An 18,213-nucleotide genomic window follows, 5' to 3' on the forward strand; every position below is an offset into this window, starting at 1 on the left:
TAATAATTATGCTTGCACTTTATATATTCTTTATAAATTACAAATTTCCTTCATTATTTGTGTTTTTTTATTTTTTTATTTTTTTATTTTCAAATTAAAAATTAGTTAATTTTTCTGGAAGGGTTTATAAGTTTATTCTTATATTTTAATAAATGACAACTTTAGGCAAGTATATATTATTAAACAGCATTAAACAATAATCATCACTCATACCTGAAATATAATCTGCTACTCCTATATCTAATCCTTCATCCTGAACTATGCACTTATAAAAGTTTGGCATTGCCTCTGGGTTCTTGTGGTAGTATGTAAAAACTTGCGTTACAACAAATTGAGCTTTTTGCCTTTCTTCCTTTAATATTTCACCTTTGTATATATTTTGGAACATAAAATTTCTTAACTCACCCAATGCGCCGGAAACAACTTCGCTAAGCGATACCTCTATCTTATCCTCATCTAAGTTATTTAATGTATTATAAATACAATCTTTTACTAAAGTATCTATTCGCTTGCCATGATTTGCACCTAAAACTTCTATTGCATCAATGGGTAACATTGATTCTTTTAATAATCCTGCTCTTATGGAATCATCTATGTCATGATTAACATATGCAATTTTGTCACTATACCTAACCACCTGACCTTCTAGCGTTTCCGCCTTTCCAATTTTGGAAGATAGTCCACTATGATTGAGAATTCCATCTAATACTTCCAGGCTTAAATTAAGTCCCGCACCTAATTTTTCAATTTTTGTGAGCACTCTAATGCTATTTTCGTTATGCCTAAATCCTCCTGGCAAAATATCATTAAGTACCTCTTCACCATTATGAGCAAAGGGAACATGCCCTATATCATGACCTAGTGCTATAGCTTCTATTAAATCTTCATTTAAGCCTATACCCTTACCTATAGTTTTAGCTATTTGTGCAACTTCTAGGGTATGTGTAAGTCTTGTTCTATAGTGATCACTACTGGCCTTTATATATACTTGAGTTTTGTGCTGCAGTCTCCTAAATGACTTACTGTGTGTTATCCTATCTCGATCTACCATATAGCAAGTTCTTACATCATCTAACTCTTCTGATACTTTTCGTCCTTTTGATTTTATGGACAAGGCCCCATAGGTCATAATTGTATTGGCTTCATTAGTTTCTATTTTTTGGCGAATGTTCATAAATACCCCCCTAATTTTTTTTAGTTGCCTTACTTAGTATTCTACAAATTAAATTAATTACCCTTTTTTAATATTAAACGTATATTATTAAAGTTTGATTAATATTCTAATAATGTAATAATTTTTTAGGAGTGATATGATGCCCTCCACGGCTAAAAACATAAATAACATAGATTTATTATCTGAAGAAAATGTAAAAAAACACATCCTACCTCAATATAACTTAACTAATGCTGATATATCACAAATTAAATTTAAGGATACTGATAAACAAAGAGCCGTATATAAAGTGCAATACTTCGATGAATGCTATTGTTTAAAAAAAGTTTATTACTCTGTAAAAGATCTGTTATTTGTGTATTCCGCTATAGAATGGTTATATAGAAATAATATCAATGTGCCTCGAATCCTTAAAACAAAAACCAATAGCAGATTTATAAACTATAATAATATGTTATTTATACTTACCCCTTGGGTTGATGGCATTAAATGCGACTACGATAATATAGATCATATACTAGCGTGTAGTACCAATCTTGCAAATATGCATAAGGTAAGTATGAGCTTTACACCTATATGCGGTAGTAACATAAAAGAGGGCTTTGGCACTTTGGGCACTTCCATATATAAGCATTATGAAAGCCTTCTTAATTTCTCCAATTTAGCTTATAAATATGATGATGCTTTTTCGAGACTCTATCTTAAGCATTTTGACTCAAGTATTCAGCTAGCTCAGTATTCTACAAACATGGCTTATGGTATGAACCAAGATAATCTTACAAAATCATTGTGTCATCTTGACTATGTTAATAAAAATATTATCTTTGACAATAATAATGAAATATGGGTAATTGATTTTGATAAATGTAGAAATGACTATTGTGCCCACGATATTTCATATTGTTTAAGGCGACTGTTAAAAAGAGACAATACAAAATGGGATTTAGAGCTGGCAATAAGCTTTTTAAAATTATATGATAAAATTCTACCTTTAACCTTGGATGATTATAAATATATTCTTATTTATTTAGCCTTTCCCCAAAGGTATTGGAAAATCTCAAGAGATTATTATGGTAATATTAATAAATGCAATAAAAAAGCCTTCTTAAATCTACTAAATAATTCAACTAACAAAAATGAATATCAATTAAATTTTGTTTTCGGCCTTAAATCTTATATGGAAAATAAATTTAAGACAATTTTATAATTTGTTAATAATTAAAAAGCCACTGCAAAGCAGCGGCTTTTTTGAATTAATCTATTAATTACATAATCTTGAAAATGCTATTTTTTTCTTGGATTATTTACTTCTGCTTGAGCAGCTGCAAGTCTTGCAACTGGAACTCTGAATGGTGAACATGATACATAATCAAGTCCCACATTATGACAGAATTCAACAGAAGAAGGATCTCCACCGTGTTCTCCACATATTCCAAGTTTTATATTAGGTCTAGTTTTGCGTCCAAGTTCCACAGCCATTTTAATAAGTTTGCCTACGCCAACTTGATCTAATTTTTGGAATGGGTCAAATTCGTAAACTTTCTTTTCATAGTAGTGTTTTAAGAAAGTTGCTGCATCATCTCTTGAGAATCCAAAAGTCATTTGTGTTAAATCATTTGTTCCAAATGAGAAGAATTCAGCTTCTTTTGCTATTTCATCAGCGGTAAGCGCTGCTCTTGGTATTTCAATCATTGTACCAACCATGTACTTTAAATCACTACCACTTTCAGCTATGATCTGATCAGCTATTCTTACTACTATATCTTTAACATATTTTAATTCTTTAACTTCTCCAATTAGAGGAATCATTATTTCTGGAACAATATTGTATCCTTTTCTAGTCTTAACGTCTATAGCAGCTTCAATAACCGCTCTAGTTTGCATTTCAGCTATTTCTGGATATGATACTGCAAGTCTGCATCCTCTATGTCCCATCATTGGATTGAACTCATGTAATGATTCAACAGTAGCTTTTAGCTCTTCAAAAGTTATTCCCATATCAATGGCGAGTTCCTTTATATCTTGGTCGTCATGTGGTAAAAATTCATGTAGTGGTGGATCTAAAAATCTGATTGTAGCTGGCCTTTCAGCAAGTTCTTCATAGATTCCTATAAAGTCTTCTCTTTGCATTGGTAATAATTTTGCAAGGGCCACTCTTCTTTTTTCTTCATCTTTAGCAACGATCATTTCTCTTATGCCCATTATTCTATCAGCATCAAAGAACATATGCTCTGTTCTGCATAAACCTATACCTTCAGCTCCATATTTAACTGCTTGAGCAGTGTCTTTTGGAGTATCTGCATTAGTTCTAACTTTTAGGCTTCTTATCTCATCAGCCCAGCCCATAAATGTTTCAAAGTAACCGCTTATTTCAGGCTCAACTGTTTTAATTACTCCAGCATATACATTCCCTGTACTTCCATCCATTGAAATAAAGTCGCCTTCATTATATGTGATTTCACCAATTTTAAAGTTTTTCTCTTTTTCGTTAACTTTTATATCTCCACAACCAGCAACACAACAAGTTCCCATTCCTCTTGCAACAACCGCAGCATGAGAAGTCATTCCACCTCTTACTGTTAATATACCTTCTGAGGCAATCATACCTTCAATATCTTCTGGTGAAGTTTCAAGCCTTACAAGAACAACTTTTTCTCCAGCTTCGTGTTTAGCTTTTGCATCTTCTGCTGTAAAACAAACTTTTCCAGAGGCCGCTCCAGGAGATGCTGGCAAACCTTTTGCAATTACTGTAGCGTTCTTTAAATCTTCTACATCAAAATTAGGGTGAAGCAATGTATCTAGTTGTTTTGGGTCAACCTTCATCATAGCTTCTTGTTTTGATAACATTCCATCTTCAACCAGTTCCACAGCAATTTTGAGTGCAGCCTGCGCTGTTCTCTTGCCGTTTCTTGTTTGCAGGAAGTATAATTTCCCATCTTCAATTGTAAACTCCATGTCTTGCATATCTTTGTAGTGAGTTTCAAGAGTATTAACAATTGCCATAAATTCGCCATATACTTTTGGCATATCTTTTCCAAGTTGTGATATATCTTGTGGTGTTCTTATTCCTGCAACAACGTCTTCACCTTGAGCATTCATTAAGTACTCAGCATATATTCCTTTTTCTCCAGTGGATGGGTTTCTTGAGAATGCAACACCAGTTCCTGATGTATCTCCCTTGTTACCAAATACCATTTCTTGAACGCTTACTGCTGTTCCCCAGCTCCCTGGAATATCATTTAATCTTCTATACACGTTAGCACGAGGATTATCCCATGATCTAAATACTGCTGTAATAGACTCTATTAATTGACTTGTTGGATCACTTGGGAATTCCGCGCCTTTATCTTCTTTATAGAATTCTTTAAATTGTTTAACTAATTTTTTTAAATCATTAGCATCTAGCTCAGTATCGAATTTTACGCCTTTTGCTTCCTTCATATTATCCATAATGTTTTCAAAGTTTCTTTTTTCAACGCCCATAACAACGTCAGCAAACATTTGGATAAATCTTCTATAAGAATCATAAGCAAATCTTGGGTTGTTTGTTAGTTTTGCCATAACTTCTACTGTTTCATCATTTAATCCAAGATTTAAAATTGTATCCATCATACCAGGCATTGATGCTCTTGCTCCGGATCTAACTGATACAAGCAATGGATTTTCTAAACTTCCAAATTTCTTTCCTGTAATTTTTTCAAGATCAGCCATTTTAGAATGTATTTCACTAACAATCTCAGATGCAATTAATTGTCCGTCTTCATAATATTTATTACAAGCTTCAGTAGTTACTGTAAATCCCTGTGGTACTGGGATTCCAAGTGTGGTCATCTCTGCAAGGTTTGCACCTTTACCACCTAGAAGATTTTTCATTGAAGCATTCCCTTCACTAAAAAGATAAACATATTTTTTATTTTCCATTCCATACAACCCCTTCGATTATAAATTATATATGATAATGGGTTTAAAGTGTCCAACCTAGAACAAACAGTACCCACTTTCACTCACTTTAGTTAGCACTCACTTTAGTTATTTAGCCATTTTCGCCCATTTTTACAAATAATCTTGTGATATTAGTTTTGGATATTTTACCTACAACTTGAAATATTTCTTTACCACTTTCAAATTTTCTTTCTACCACAGGTAGACTGTCTACCTCGTGCTCTATAATCTTTTGTGCGGCTAAATAAATACTATCTTCTTTTTCAACAAGCACTATATTGGGCATTCTAGTCATTATAATACCTACAGGTACTTTGTGCATATCCGTACCACCCATAGCCATTTTAAGAAAGTCTTTTCTTGATACGGCTCCAACTAAATTGCCATTACTATGTATAAATAAAGTACCTACATCATTCAAAAACAAATGTACTATAGCATCATAAACCATTGTTTCTTCTGTTGCCATTACAGGTTTAGACATTACATCTTTAACTTTAATATTTCTTATATAATCATAAACTAAACTATAAGAGGGTTTCTTTGAATACATATATCCTACCTTAGGCCTTGCGTCTAAAATACCTGTCATTGTTAGTATTGCCAAATCTGGCCTTAGTGCAGCCCTTGTTACTCCTAGCTTATTTGCTAAGCGTTCACTGGTAATAGGTGGATTTTCTTTAACTAATCTTATAATCTCTTCTTGTCTTGGTGTTAGTTTAATTTTTCCCACCCTCTTTCTATTTAACTTACTAAACATGATATATAATTTCTATATTTGTTATATTTCTAATATTGGAAATACAAACGATTGCATAATGTATTATTATACTAGAATTTTACATACCATTTTTAACATTGTAACACATTTTAAATACATATTGTAGGGTTTTTCAAGGATTTTTTGTTTAAAACTATAAAATATTCCTATATTATTAATTTCTCATTAATAATATTTGGATAAGTTATACAAATAGTTAAATTTCCCCTTATATAAAGTGTGCAACTATTAGCTGCTCCCTTTATATAAGGGGAAATTTTATTGGTAGAGCTTCTAAAAGGTTAAAAATAAAATAACATCATTGTTTATATTATTTTTCCTCTTCTTGGTCTTCTTTTTCCTTATCAAATTTCACAGTATATTGGTATACATTTTCATCACTACCATCTTTACTGCTTTGGGTAAAAGTATCTTTTGTGTCATTTAATTTTTCTTTTACATCGGAGCTCATATCGCTCATTCTACTTCTTACGTCTTCAACTGTATTTTTAATAATAGTATTAACTACTTCTACAGTACCATCTACTTTAGTTATCTCAATAGTAACCTTTGTAAGTACTGCTGTTAATAATCCAAGGCCAATTAGCGCAGGTACAAACCATCCAGCAAGTACTCCTGCTGCAATACCAGCATTAACAGGTATGTCCATAACTACATTTTCATCTTTTTTTACTTTTATTCTCGATACATTTCCTTTTCTAACAATATCCTTTATAGCTGCCATGAACTCATCCTTAGTGGCATACATTTCTTCCATATTGAATTTATTAGATTTTTTTTGCTTTGATTCGATATAAATAAGGGCATTAACTACATCACTATCACATTCCTCTAAGGCTTCTTTAGCCTCAGTATATGATACTCCTGTTCGCTCTTTGATGATGTCAATCTTTTCAAGTGTAATTTCTGACATTAAAATCATCCTCCTTATATTTTTTCTTGGGTAGAGACCATTTACTAGTTATTATATTCCCCTAAATAATTAAACATCTCTAGGCTCTTTGGCTTCCTCGTATAATTTTGAGAAATGATAATAGATAAAATTTTGTATAGCTCAATCTTTGTTGATTGTGAAACACTTATTCTATTAATTTTATCCATACCAAAATTATTTAAGAATTTTAATGTATTATATGTTGGGTTTGATATATATATACTATTTACCTTTTCACATTCTTTACAAATAGGACCATAAGATTGTAAATCAATATTATTAGATATTGTTATTTTTTTTCTGCATCTAACACATTGTTCAAAATTCATTCCATAACCTGTGGCCTTTAAAAGTTTGGTTTCAAAGGCTCTTGCTAGAACTTCTATATCCATAACGTCATTTTTTATAAAATAGAAAGCACTAACAAAATCCTTAAAAAGTTCACTATTAGCCTCTTCATTTTCCATGGCAATATCAATTAATTCATTAAAATATGAAGCATAAGTAATTGTCTCCAGATCCCGTAATAGTTGCTGAAAAGAGTCTATAATCGTAACTTCATTTATTGTATATAAATTTCGCCCTTTGAAAAGTATAAACTCGCCATAAGAGCAAGGTAGTGTGGATGATACATATTTACTTTTATTTTTTCTGGCTCCCTTTGCTATTGCTGTTATTTTACCAAATTCTTCAGTAAAAAGCCAAACTAGCTTATCAGATTCTTTAAATTCTTGAGTTTTTATGACAATAGCTCTAGTTTTTAAAATTGACAGAAAATCATCCCCTACTTATACCCTAATTCCTTCAAAATACTTGAAGTATCTCTCCACTCTTTCTTTACCTTTACCCATAATCTTAGGTTTACTTTTTCGCCTAAAAATTTCATTACATCTTGTCTTGCATAAGTAGAAATTTGCTTAAGTGTTTTTCCACCTTTTCCAATTATTATACCCTTATGGGAATCTTTTTCACATAGCAAATTAGCTTCAATATGATACATGTTTCTATCATCTCGTTTCATAGAAATGATTTCTATTGCTATTCCATGAGGTACTTCTTGGGATAATAGCTTCAAAGCCTTTTCTCTTATGATTTCAGTAATAATAAATCTTTCTTGTTGGTCTGTAATCATATCCTCTGGGTAATATAGTGGTCCCTCTGGAATATTATCCACTACAAGTTTAGTAACTATATCAACATTTTTACCTTTTATAGCAGCTATAGGTATTATTTCTTTAAAGTCAAAATACTGAGAATAACTCTGAATAGTTTTAGCTACTCTCTCTTGGGTGTTTTCATCAATCTTATTAACTAATAAAAACACTGGAATTTTACTCTCTTTTAGTTGTTCTAGAATATGCATATCACCTTTGTCAATTTCATCTCCTGGTGTAGTTATAAATAAAATCACATCTACTTCACTTGTAGATTGCTGCGCTACTTTAACCATATATTCTCCTAGTTTATGTCTAGGTTTATGCATTCCTGGAGTATCTACAAATATTATTTGAGAATCTTTAGTTGTCAAAATAGTTTGTATATTGTTTCTTGTAGTTTGGGGTCTATTAGACACAATTGATAATTTTTCCCCCATAATGTAATTTATTAATGTAGATTTACCTACATTAGGTCTTCCTATAATAGTTACGAATCCCGATTTAAACATATATCCTCCTTCTGGTTATCTTAAGTAGATAGTAATTAAGAATCTTTTTCTATCTTACTTTAATAAATCTTCTTTAGTAAACGCGCCTGGTAATATTTCTTCCATAGTCTTTATTATATAATCATCTTCACTTTTTACTAATATAATATCAATATCTTTTGTGGCAAATTCTACTATAACTTGTCTGCAAATACCACATGGATAGGTATGGGTGGACATATCACCAACTATAGCAATAGCTTTAATTTTTTTATGTCCCTCGGATATAGCTTTAAAAATTGCAGTTCTTTCGGCACAATTAGCAGCACCATAAGAAGCATTTTCTATGTTGCATCCAGTATATATTGAATCATCTTCTGTAACAACAGCTGCACCAACTTTAAATTTTGAATATGGCACATAAGCATTTTCTCTAGCATCTATTGCAATTTTAGCTAACTTTTTATAATCCATTAATACACACACCCCTAAATAATTAATTTTAGATCACATGATAATAAATAACAATTAGAAATCACGTATATCAATTATATCATTAAATATTAGTATTTCAATAATATTATGTTATATATATATATGCAACTGAAACCGACTATAATATTATCCTAAAACTTTAAATAATAACAGGGTTAATAAAGTTCCAAAAATACCTCCAAAAAACACTTCTAAGATAGAATGAATTTGTGAATCCACTCTACTTTGCGCAACAATTACAGCTAGCAAATAAGATAATACCATAATCAAGGGTTCAGTAGTTAATATTGTTATAGCTGTTGCTACTGAAAAAGCTATTGTACTGTGACCACTTGGCATTCCCCCCCTAAATGGAGTTCCCTCATCATAAATTGACTTAACTACTACTGCTGCAATACAAACTATAACTAATATAAAAAATATCCTGTCAGGGTTAGATTTTTTAAGTTTTGCCATCATCGTTCTATTTAATGGAGTTAATCTATCCCAAAATATAACATAGCCTACTAGTACTGAATTTATAGCAGTTACTAGCACTGCACCTGCGGCAACATTCTTAGCAATTTTCGCTAATGGGTGATAAAAATTTGTTGTAGCATCTATAGCGCATTCTACTGCAGTATTTATCATTTCAGCCACTATAACCAAGGTTATAGTTATGGTTATAATCAAAAGTTCTATTCTTGACAAATCATAAAAAAAAGTGGCAGACAGCACTATTATTGCAGCTATCATATGTATCTTCATATTTCTCTGCGTTCGAATGGAATATATAATACCTTCAATAGCATAATTAAAACTATCAACCATTTTTTTCACTTTCATACCTAACCACCTTTGAAAATATTGTAGGTCACCCTCGTCATTTTAAATAATTATTAATGTACTCTATCTAAATATTTTGAAATTACTCAATATTTCCTCTTCTCTTTTTCTCATAAGGTTTTTTTGAGATTCCTCCATGTGATCATACCCTAACAAATGTAAAATTGAATGCACTGTAAGATATGCACATTCACGGATAAAGGAATGCCCAAACTCTTCACTTTGCTCTTTAGATTTTTCTAGTGATAATGCCACATCCCCAATTACTAATCTTTCATCATTTAAATCACTTTGGTCAAATTTATAATCTATATACACATCTTTAAACACCTTGTTTTGTGGATAATCCAGCATTGGAAAGGATAGCACATCCGTTATTTCATCTATGCTACGATACTTTGAATTTATTTTTTTAATTTCATCGTTGTCAATTAATATAACGCTTACTTCATTATCTATAATAAGCTTTTCCTCGAAAAGCGTATATTCAATGACCTCTTTTATAGCAGTTTCCAGCTCCTTTGTAACTGCTATCTTATTTTGCCTATTATCTATAAAAATCATACTTGTTTTACTCCTTTATTATCTTTTTCCCATTTATCCAAGGGATATTCTATTCTCTCATGGTATATTCCTGAAAACACTTTTAAAAATGCCTTTCGTATTTTCTCTAAATCTTTTAGCGTTAGATCACAATTATCTAATTGCCCATCATTAAGTCTGCCTTTTATTATATTATTAACCATTTCCTCAATTTTATTTTTTGTATGATTTGGAATTGATCTCACAGCTGCCTCCACTCCGTCCGCCAGCATTATAATTGCAGCTTCGCGGCTTTCAGGATTTGGTCCCTGATATCTAAAATCCTCTTCCTTAATTTCCTCTGGAGCATCGCTAGAATTTTTCATAGTTACATAAAAATATTTAACTAAAGTTGTACCGTGATGTTGTTGTATAATATCTTGAATCGCCATAGGCACTTTATATTCCTTTGCAAGATCTAGGCCATCCTTTACATGTGAAATTATTATAAGTGTACTTAGATTAGGGGTTATCTTATCATGAGGATTATCATTTCCCAATTGATTTTCTTTGAAAAAATAAGGTCTCTTTATCTTGCCAATATCATGATAATAAGCAGAAACTCTCGCAAGCACAGGATTAGCACCAACTACTTCCGCTGCCACCTCTGAAAGATTCGCCACAAGTACAGAATGATGATAAGTTCCTGGGGCTTCTAAAAGCAACCTTTTTAACAGTGGGTGATTTGGATTTGAAAGTTCCAAAAGCTTCACTGTAGTCACTATATCAAAAAAACTTTCGAAAAATGGTAAAAACCCAATGGTAAGTACTCCAGATATAAGACTTGCAAAAGACACCATTCCCGCCTTTTTTAAAACATCAACTATACTATTGCTTAGTAAAAATCCCATAGAAAGATAAAGCGCCAAGTTTATCATTGCAATATATATAGCTGAATATAATATATCGTTCCTTTGTTGCATTTTCTTGAGTAACATAACTCCAGTAATAGAGTTTAGCACAGCTAGTACAGTAATTTCAAAATTAAAATTAACTGCAACGCTAATTAGAATACAATTAAGAATATTTAAGCCTATGGATACCTCATCATCAATTAAAATAGCCATGAGCATAGGTATACAAGCTAGTGGAATTACATACAGTGAAATTATACCTAGTATTCTAGCAAGCAATATAGCTATTATATTAAGAATATTAAGCATAATTAATTTTTTTATATCCTTAAATATTTCTGGTTGATACTTATATAAATAAAACCATTGAAGTAGAATAACTAAACATACAAGCCCTGCTAAACTTAAATATAAGGACCATTCAAAATTATTTGTATTATCTAGGAGCCCTAATGATTCAAGTAGCGCCTTTTGTTCAAAAGTTATTGGAGATCCTTCACTTACAATTATTTGGTCCTTCTTAATCATGATAGGTTTAACGCTTTTTCTCGCCGCTTCTATTAGAATCTCCGTTTTTTCTTTATCATAAATTGTATTAGCACGAACTTCTACATTTGCAATAGCCATTCCTATTTCTCTTATATCCTTTGTAAAATTCGAGTCATTAAAAGCTGTAGCAATAAGACCCTTAGCCATTATAATTTCTTCAGGCTTATCTTCATTAATTATAAATGAAGCATCAAGGGTAGTCATTGTTTCTTTAAGAAATTTCTCGAGTTCAACAGCTTTTTTCTGATCTAATTTTATTAATGCCTGATATTTTTCATAGGTAAAATCAGTGATAGGATTACTTTCCTTGAGTGAAGATATTTTTTCCTTTTCTGTTAATACTTTTTCATTTGAATTACTTGAATTTAACTTGTTTACTGCAGAAAATAATTTTCTAAAATTTTCTATAGCCTTCTCATTCACTGGAGCTTTAATTGTTTTTTTCTCTACATTTCCTACAGCCTTAGCTATGCTGACTTCTGTAGATACTTCATTTTCAACTTCTCTAGGAGCTTTTATATCTATTTTCGCAATATCTCCCACATTTAATGTATATTTTTTGGGAACTAAAGCTGTTACTAAAATTGAACACATAACAACTGCCGTAATTATAAAAATCAAATATGGCTTTGCTTTATTAAGCGTCATTAGTTCTCTAATATTTTTCATATGCCATCCCCACCTTTTTTTCGCAAGTATTCTAAAAAATATACTGATTTTCATTTTCCTTAGAATTATTATTTTTCTTCGCAAGCAATATTTTCTTCAGCAACAACTAATACTTTTATAGAATATTTATCTTTGTCTTTTTTTGCATCTTCAATCTTGTCTATAATCTTTACATTTTTTTCTAAATTTCTCAATATATTAGAATAAATTTCCTTTATTACCTTAGTAGGATCCACAAGTATATTTTTTTCTTGGATTTCATAATAGGTTTCTTTATATATAAATTTATTGTTAGTTTCTATTTTATCATAATTACCATAGGGAATTAAGCTATTTTTGAGATAAACTTTTTTATTTGCAAATTTAATGTATGAATTACTTATAATGTTTCCTGTTTTGATCCTTGTTTTACTGGATAATGGAACTTCTTTAATCTCCTCGTAAAAAGTTTTTGCTATAACTTCTCCCTGGGCATGTACAGCGTATACACTTCCTTCTTTACCTTGCTCACCCTTAACTAATAGATCACCCTTTTGTATTATATCTCCCTCTTTAACAACTGCTGTGCCTTCCGTGGTAAATACTCTAACTACTATACCGTCTTTACTGGCTATTAAATCACAAGGTGTTTTGTCCACAATTATAATAGGCGGTGATTGTCTTTCTATTACATCAACTTTTAGCTTAACGCCTTCAATCCTAGCTTTTACCCACATTATCTCATTATTGCTTCTTAGAATTTTTTTTTCAATGTCGTACACATCTATACTTTTCTTTCTGAGACCAGCTGAAATCCCAAACCCTTTAATTTGATTACGTAATTCATATGGGCTTATATAATGCTCTGTATTAATTTCTATATTCCATACAAATGTAGATAAATAATATATTATGCATGCAAATAAAATCATTCCCAGTAATAGCGTAGACCGATTTCTTACTTTCATTAAAAAAAAGGATAAGCCCTTCCTTCCTATAATCACAATTTTAGTATCTGTTTTTTTTGCTACTTTGCTAATTTCAACATAATCGCATAATTTAACCTCCAGCACTAAAGTTGTTATATTAATTTTTTTTATGTTTTTAACCGTAATACCATTTCCCCATAATAAATTTATAAATTTTTCCGGCATAAATGATTGAATTTCCATTGTTATAGTACCTTTTTTGTATTTTTTTAAATTATTCATCTCCTTCATACACAACAGATTTAAAGTTGCCACTTAAAGTTATTGTGTTTCCTCCTATAAATAATATTTCTAAATTTTTTCCATATATAGAAATGAGTCCCACATTGGAGTTTATCTTTATCTCTTCTTCTTCAAAAATTATTACACCTTTATGGTTTTCTATATTTATTTCATTATTAGCCAAAATAGTTATTTTTGGCAAATCTAATATAATATCTCTTGGCAAATCTAACTTAATAGCTATAGTTTCCTTTGCTCTAGAAAATTTTTTTTCCATATATCCACCTCATAAAATACTTCATATTAAATTTATGAAAAAAAAACACAAGAAATTACAGTTTTTAAATTTTATAATTTTTAAATAAAAAAAAAGACTCAGCATATGCTGAGTCTTTTATTTATTTAAATATTGTTTTACTATTTCAAAAGCAAATTTACCATCTACGTTGCTTATAACTTACAGCAACTCGGCAAATATAATTTTTTTCACGTTTTTCATGCTATTAGCTCCCAATTTTACTACTGTTTCTCTGAATGTCTCTAAAATTTACAACTTATTTACTGCTGAGGAAGGTATTCTAACAAAATTTTATTTTATCTGTTTCCATATTCAAAAATTCTATTTGAATTTTCTCTTTCTTGCAGCTTCTGATTTTAATTTCTTTTTAACACTTGGTTTTTCATAGTGCTCTCTTTTTCTTACTTCTCCAAGCACTCCACTTCTTGCACATTTTTTCTTAAACCTTCTTAAAGCGTTCTCAATGGACTCGTCTGCTCCAACCTTAATTTCTGACATCATTATCCCTCCCTCCGCTAGCTCAATTCAATTTAAAAACAGCTAATGCGGGGCCTAAATAGCACAGTTTTTATTATACAACACAATTTTACATAATGTCAACATTTTCATTACTATTTTATTATATATAATGCATTTAGTTGCACTATATACGCTGCAATTTAACATTCAGGAAATTAGTTGTATGAGAAATCCAACTAAATAGGCTGGCATATTGGTTTGCTATTTAGTTTAATTTTCCTATTAACCAGGTGGCCACTGTAGCATTCTGCCCCCCAATAAATGAAAATGTACATGGTGAACAGTTTGACCCCCTTGCTCCCCACAATTACTAACAATCCTATATCCACTTTCAGCAATTCCTAAGGTTTTCGCAATTTTCCCAGCAACCATAAATATATGACCTACGAGCTCTGATGACTCTTGTTTTAAGCAATTTAAGTCATCAATATGTTGCCTTGGAATAATTATAACATGCACGGGTGCCTGAGGGCTTATGTCATTAAATGCTATAACTTTATCATCTTCATAAAGCATCTCACAGGGAATTTGCTTTTTTATGATTTTACAAAATATACAGTCTTCCACATAATCACCTCCCATCATTTCAATGAGCAATGTACAAATGCTCATTACTTATTAATATACTATTCAACATAAAATTTTATTCTCCTGCTAGATATATTTATCATTGCATAATTATTCTGAGTCTTGTACTTCTCCAAGTATATAATCACCCATAGCTTCTGTGAGTTTAGTCATATGAAATTCACCTGCTATATTTTTAGAGGATTTTCCTACAACCTTTACATAGTTGTCAGTGTAGCCTTCATATTCATCTTCACTATTTTTTAATTTTTGCTCGTATAGTACATTCATGCATTTTCCAGCGAAGGTGTTTATATGTTTTTCTTCTAGCATATTGTTAAGTGTAATAAGCTTGTGACTTCTCTCTTCTTTTATATTTCCATCAATCTGCTCTTTTATTCCAGCAGCTTTGGTGCCTTTTCTCGGACTATACTTGAAAATGTGCATTTTTGATAATTCTAAGTCTTTTAAGAAATCATAGGTTTCATTAAATTCTTCCGTGGTTTCTCCAGGAAAACCTACAATTACGTCTGTAGTTATAGAAACGCCCTTTATATTTAGCCTTAAATTTTCTACTACAGTTTTATACTCTTGCGCTGTATAATGCCTATTCATTCTTTCAAGAGTCTTATCGCATCCGCTTTGAAGTGAAAGATGAAAATGGGGACATAGCTTCTTAAATGACATTATTTTATCGATAACACCCTCTGTAAAGAAGGTTGGGTCTATTGAGCCTATTCTTATCCGCTCTATTCCAGGAACCTTATCCACTGCCTCTAAAATCCTCACTAAATTCCATCCGTCTTCTAAATCTAATCCAAAAGATGCTATATGTATACCAGATAAAAGAATCTCTTTAAAACCATTTTGGGCTAATTCATTAACTTCTGATATGATTTTTTCAGGCGGTTTACTACATACTGCTCCTCTTGCATAAGGTATTAAGCAATAAGAACAAAATCTATTACAACCATCTTGAATTTTTACAAAAGCCCTAGTTCTATCTTGATATTCGCTAATATTTAAGTCTTCAAATACCTTGTTTTTTAAAACATCACTAACTTCTACTACTTGCCTCGACTCTTGGCGAGCTCTATTTACCCAATAAACAATATCACCTTTGTTTCGGCTACCTAAAACTACATCAACGCCTTCAATGCTTGCTACCTCATTAGGCGCTATCTGTGCATAACAGCCCACCACTGCAATAATAGCACTTTCATTTGCTCTTCTAGCGCGTCCTATCATCTGTCTTGATTTTTTATCACCCATATTAGTAACGGTACAAGTATTAATAACATATACGTCAGAAAAATCATGAAATTCAGCCACTTCATATCCTTCGCGAATAAATTTTTCTACCATCGCTTCTGACTCATACTGATTTACCCTGCACCCTAAAGTAGAAAAAGCAACTTTCATTATATAACCCCTCCCAAATCTCCCAGTTCATACATTATCAAACTTAAACAAGTAAAACCTGCAGTCTCAGTTCTAAGTATTCTGGGTCCCAAAGTGATGATTTTTGATCCTATTTCTTTAAGTTTTTGAATTTCACTTTCTTCAAATCCACCCTCTGGTCCTATGACAATACCAACTTTAACAATAGTCTTTTTTTCTATGTTGTTCATTAATTTCTTTATACCATAGCCTTCTTCATTTTCATAGGGAACCACCACTAAATCCATATGTTTTAACTCTTCTAATAAATGATCAAATTCTATAGGTACATTAATTTGAGGCACCAAACTTCTTTTGCACTGCTTACAAGCTTCAAGTGCTATCCTATTCCATCTATCTACTTTTTTGAATTCGCTAAGCTCAGTTTTAACTACTACTCGCTCTGTAATTATAGGTGTTATTGCCTTAACCCCTAGTTCCGTATTTTTTTGAACTATTAAGTCCATTTTTGTTGACTTAGGCATTCCCTGAAATAAATATACTTCAATAGGGCTTTCATTATTTATAGAGCTTTTTTCTAATAGATTTATAGTTACTGATTTCTTATCTATTAAAGTTATTTCCCCTAAATATTCACTACCTTCACAGTTGTTTACACTAACCACATCACCAATTTTAAGCCTTAATACCTTATATATATGTTTTACATCTTCGCCATCTATAATGGCATTATCACCATCTATGTTTTGCTTTGGCACAAAAAATTTATGCATTATTTATTCTCTCCTCAGCTAGGCATCTTTAACACAATATATTTTAAAGATGCCTTATATAGTTAATTGACTATAACTTTGCAACTATGCAAACCCATTCACCCTCTATATTAATCTCTTGAATTTCAAAGCCACATTGGGTTAACTTATTTATTACCTCATCTTTTTTACTTAGGATGATTCCCGAGGAAATAAAATATCCACCCTCTACTATAAATGCCTTAACCTGCTCAGTCAAAAACATAATTATATCAGCCATTATATTAGCTATAACAATGTTAGCTTTTCCTTTAACAACTTCCATTAAGTCTCCGTATACTATCTCAATGTTATTTAAATCGTTATAACTGACGTTCAGCGAAGCAGAATCTACTGCTACTGGGTCCAAATCAACCCCTATGGTTTTCTTTGCCCCAAGTTTAGCCGCAGAGATAGATAATATACCTGACCCTGTTCCTATATCAAAAACAACCGACTCTGCCTTAACGTGCCTCTCAAGTGCTTTTATACACATTCTAGTAGTCTCATGAGTTCCTGTTCCAAAAGCCATACCCGGGTCAAGCTCTACAATTATTTCACCAGGTTTTTTATCGTATTTTTCCCATATAGGTTTTATAACTATCTTTTCTCCTACCTTTATTGGTTTATAATACTGCTTCCAATTATTTTCCCAATCTTGTTCCTTTACATCAGTTGCCGTTACAGTTCCTACACCCATATCTAAGCCAAACTCTGGTAATTTTTTTACCCCTGTTTTAATCTCTTCTAAGTAACCCTCAAATTTTTCATCTCTTTTATAATATCCTTTAACTACAACCCCGCTATTTGTATCTATAATAGTTTCATCAAAATAGTCCCAATCAGTAGTATGATCTCGCCTGTAAATCATATCTAGTGGATCTAAAATAGAAACCCCTTTTACACCAGTATTATATAACATAGCAGATACCGCCTCAACTGCCTCACTACTTGTTATTATAGTTACTTCAACCCAATCTTTATTCATTGTTATCCT

18 protein-coding genes are annotated in these 18,213 nt (G+C 31.4%); 1 reads left to right on the forward strand and 17 read right to left on the reverse strand.

Annotated elements, in window-relative coordinates:
- Positions 1-145 precede the first annotated feature (145 nt).
- A complete protein-coding gene (locus tag ACREV6_RS23260) occupies positions 146-1,174 on the reverse strand; it encodes a deoxyguanosinetriphosphate triphosphohydrolase (RefSeq protein ID WP_431580417.1) in 1,029 nt (342 codons plus the stop codon).
- Between the two features lie 139 nt (positions 1,175-1,313).
- On the opposite strand from ACREV6_RS23260, the gene ACREV6_RS23265 reads away from it, so the two are divergent.
- Positions 1,314-2,381: a CotS family spore coat protein gene (locus ACREV6_RS23265; RefSeq protein WP_431580515.1), complete on the forward strand. Its 1,068-nt coding sequence runs from the start codon at positions 1,314-1,316 to the stop codon at positions 2,379-2,381.
- 77 nt (positions 2,382-2,458) lie between these two features.
- On the opposite strand, the gene ppdK is transcribed toward ACREV6_RS23265, so the two are convergent.
- The 16 genes from ppdK to prmA form a co-directional block, all read right to left on the reverse strand.
- The gene (ppdK, locus tag ACREV6_RS23270) at positions 2,459-5,095 is read right to left on the reverse strand and encodes a pyruvate, phosphate dikinase (protein ID WP_431580418.1); all 2,637 of its coding nucleotides are present in this window, start codon (positions 5,093-5,095) and stop codon (positions 2,459-2,461) included.
- A 112-nt stretch (positions 5,096-5,207) separates the two neighbouring features.
- Positions 5,208-5,840, reverse strand: coding sequence for a transcriptional regulator CcpN (gene ccpN, locus ACREV6_RS23275; protein WP_431580516.1), 633 nt, complete (start codon positions 5,838-5,840; stop codon positions 5,208-5,210).
- 367 nt (positions 5,841-6,207) lie between these two features.
- A complete protein-coding gene (locus ACREV6_RS23280; protein ID WP_431580419.1) occupies positions 6,208-6,810 on the reverse strand; it encodes a DUF4342 domain-containing protein in 603 nt (200 codons plus the stop codon).
- A 44-nt stretch (positions 6,811-6,854) separates the two neighbouring features.
- On the reverse strand, positions 6,855-7,604 hold the full coding sequence (recO, locus tag ACREV6_RS23285) for a DNA repair protein RecO (RefSeq protein ID WP_431580517.1): 750 nt from the start codon (positions 7,602-7,604) through the stop codon (positions 6,855-6,857).
- Between the two features lie 11 nt (positions 7,605-7,615).
- Positions 7,616-8,497, reverse strand: coding sequence for a GTPase Era (gene era / locus ACREV6_RS23290; protein ID WP_431580420.1), 882 nt, complete (start codon positions 8,495-8,497; stop codon positions 7,616-7,618).
- 54 nt (positions 8,498-8,551) lie between these two features.
- A complete protein-coding gene (locus tag ACREV6_RS23295) occupies positions 8,552-8,950 on the reverse strand; it encodes a cytidine deaminase (protein ID WP_431580421.1) in 399 nt (132 codons plus the stop codon).
- A gap of 147 nt (positions 8,951-9,097) precedes the next feature.
- Positions 9,098-9,796 carry a diacylglycerol kinase gene (locus tag ACREV6_RS23300; RefSeq protein WP_431580422.1) on the reverse strand — a complete coding sequence of 233 codons (699 nt, stop codon included), beginning with the start codon at positions 9,794-9,796 and terminating at the stop codon, positions 9,098-9,100.
- 63 nt (positions 9,797-9,859) lie between these two features.
- Entirely contained in the window at positions 9,860-10,360 is a 501-nt protein-coding gene (gene ybeY, locus ACREV6_RS23305; protein ID WP_431580423.1) for an rRNA maturation RNase YbeY, read from the reverse strand.
- Positions 10,357-12,450 carry an HD family phosphohydrolase gene (locus ACREV6_RS23310; RefSeq protein ID WP_431580424.1) on the reverse strand — a complete coding sequence of 698 codons (2,094 nt, stop codon included), beginning with the start codon at positions 12,448-12,450 and terminating at the stop codon, positions 10,357-10,359. The genes ybeY and ACREV6_RS23310 overlap by 4 nt, the downstream gene beginning before the upstream one ends.
- A gap of 68 nt (positions 12,451-12,518) precedes the next feature.
- Positions 12,519-13,640 (reverse strand): sporulation protein YqfD, encoded by a 1,122-nt coding sequence (yqfD, locus tag ACREV6_RS23315; RefSeq protein WP_431580425.1) that lies wholly within the window; start codon positions 13,638-13,640, stop codon positions 12,519-12,521.
- Positions 13,633-13,917: a sporulation protein YqfC gene (gene yqfC / locus ACREV6_RS23320; protein ID WP_431580426.1), complete on the reverse strand. Its 285-nt coding sequence runs from the start codon at positions 13,915-13,917 to the stop codon at positions 13,633-13,635. Before yqfC ends, yqfD begins: the two co-directional genes overlap by 8 nt.
- Positions 13,918-14,259: 342 nt before the next feature.
- On the reverse strand, positions 14,260-14,436 hold the full coding sequence (gene rpsU, locus ACREV6_RS23325) for a 30S ribosomal protein S21 (RefSeq protein ID WP_124998347.1): 177 nt from the start codon (positions 14,434-14,436) through the stop codon (positions 14,260-14,262).
- A gap of 243 nt (positions 14,437-14,679) precedes the next feature.
- Positions 14,680-15,024, reverse strand: a complete 345-nt coding sequence (locus tag ACREV6_RS23330) for a histidine triad nucleotide-binding protein (RefSeq protein ID WP_431580427.1) — start codon at positions 15,022-15,024, stop codon at positions 14,680-14,682.
- Positions 15,025-15,135: 111 nt separating this feature from the next.
- On the reverse strand, positions 15,136-16,446 hold the full coding sequence (gene mtaB, locus ACREV6_RS23335; RefSeq protein ID WP_431580428.1) for a tRNA (N(6)-L-threonylcarbamoyladenosine(37)-C(2))-methylthiotransferase MtaB: 1,311 nt from the start codon (positions 16,444-16,446) through the stop codon (positions 15,136-15,138).
- Positions 16,446-17,198 (reverse strand): 16S rRNA (uracil(1498)-N(3))-methyltransferase, encoded by a 753-nt coding sequence (locus ACREV6_RS23340; protein WP_431580429.1) that lies wholly within the window; start codon positions 17,196-17,198, stop codon positions 16,446-16,448. Before ACREV6_RS23340 ends, mtaB begins: the two co-directional genes overlap by 1 nt.
- Before the next feature lie 70 nt (positions 17,199-17,268).
- Positions 17,269-18,204 carry a 50S ribosomal protein L11 methyltransferase gene (gene prmA, locus ACREV6_RS23345; protein WP_431580430.1) on the reverse strand — a complete coding sequence of 312 codons (936 nt, stop codon included), beginning with the start codon at positions 18,202-18,204 and terminating at the stop codon, positions 17,269-17,271.
- Positions 18,205-18,213: the final 9 nt, after the last annotated feature.

The organism is Clostridium sp. (assembly GCF_050717515.1).
In the GTDB taxonomy this organism is placed as follows: domain Bacteria; phylum Bacillota; class Clostridia; order Clostridiales; family Clostridiaceae; genus Clostridium_AD.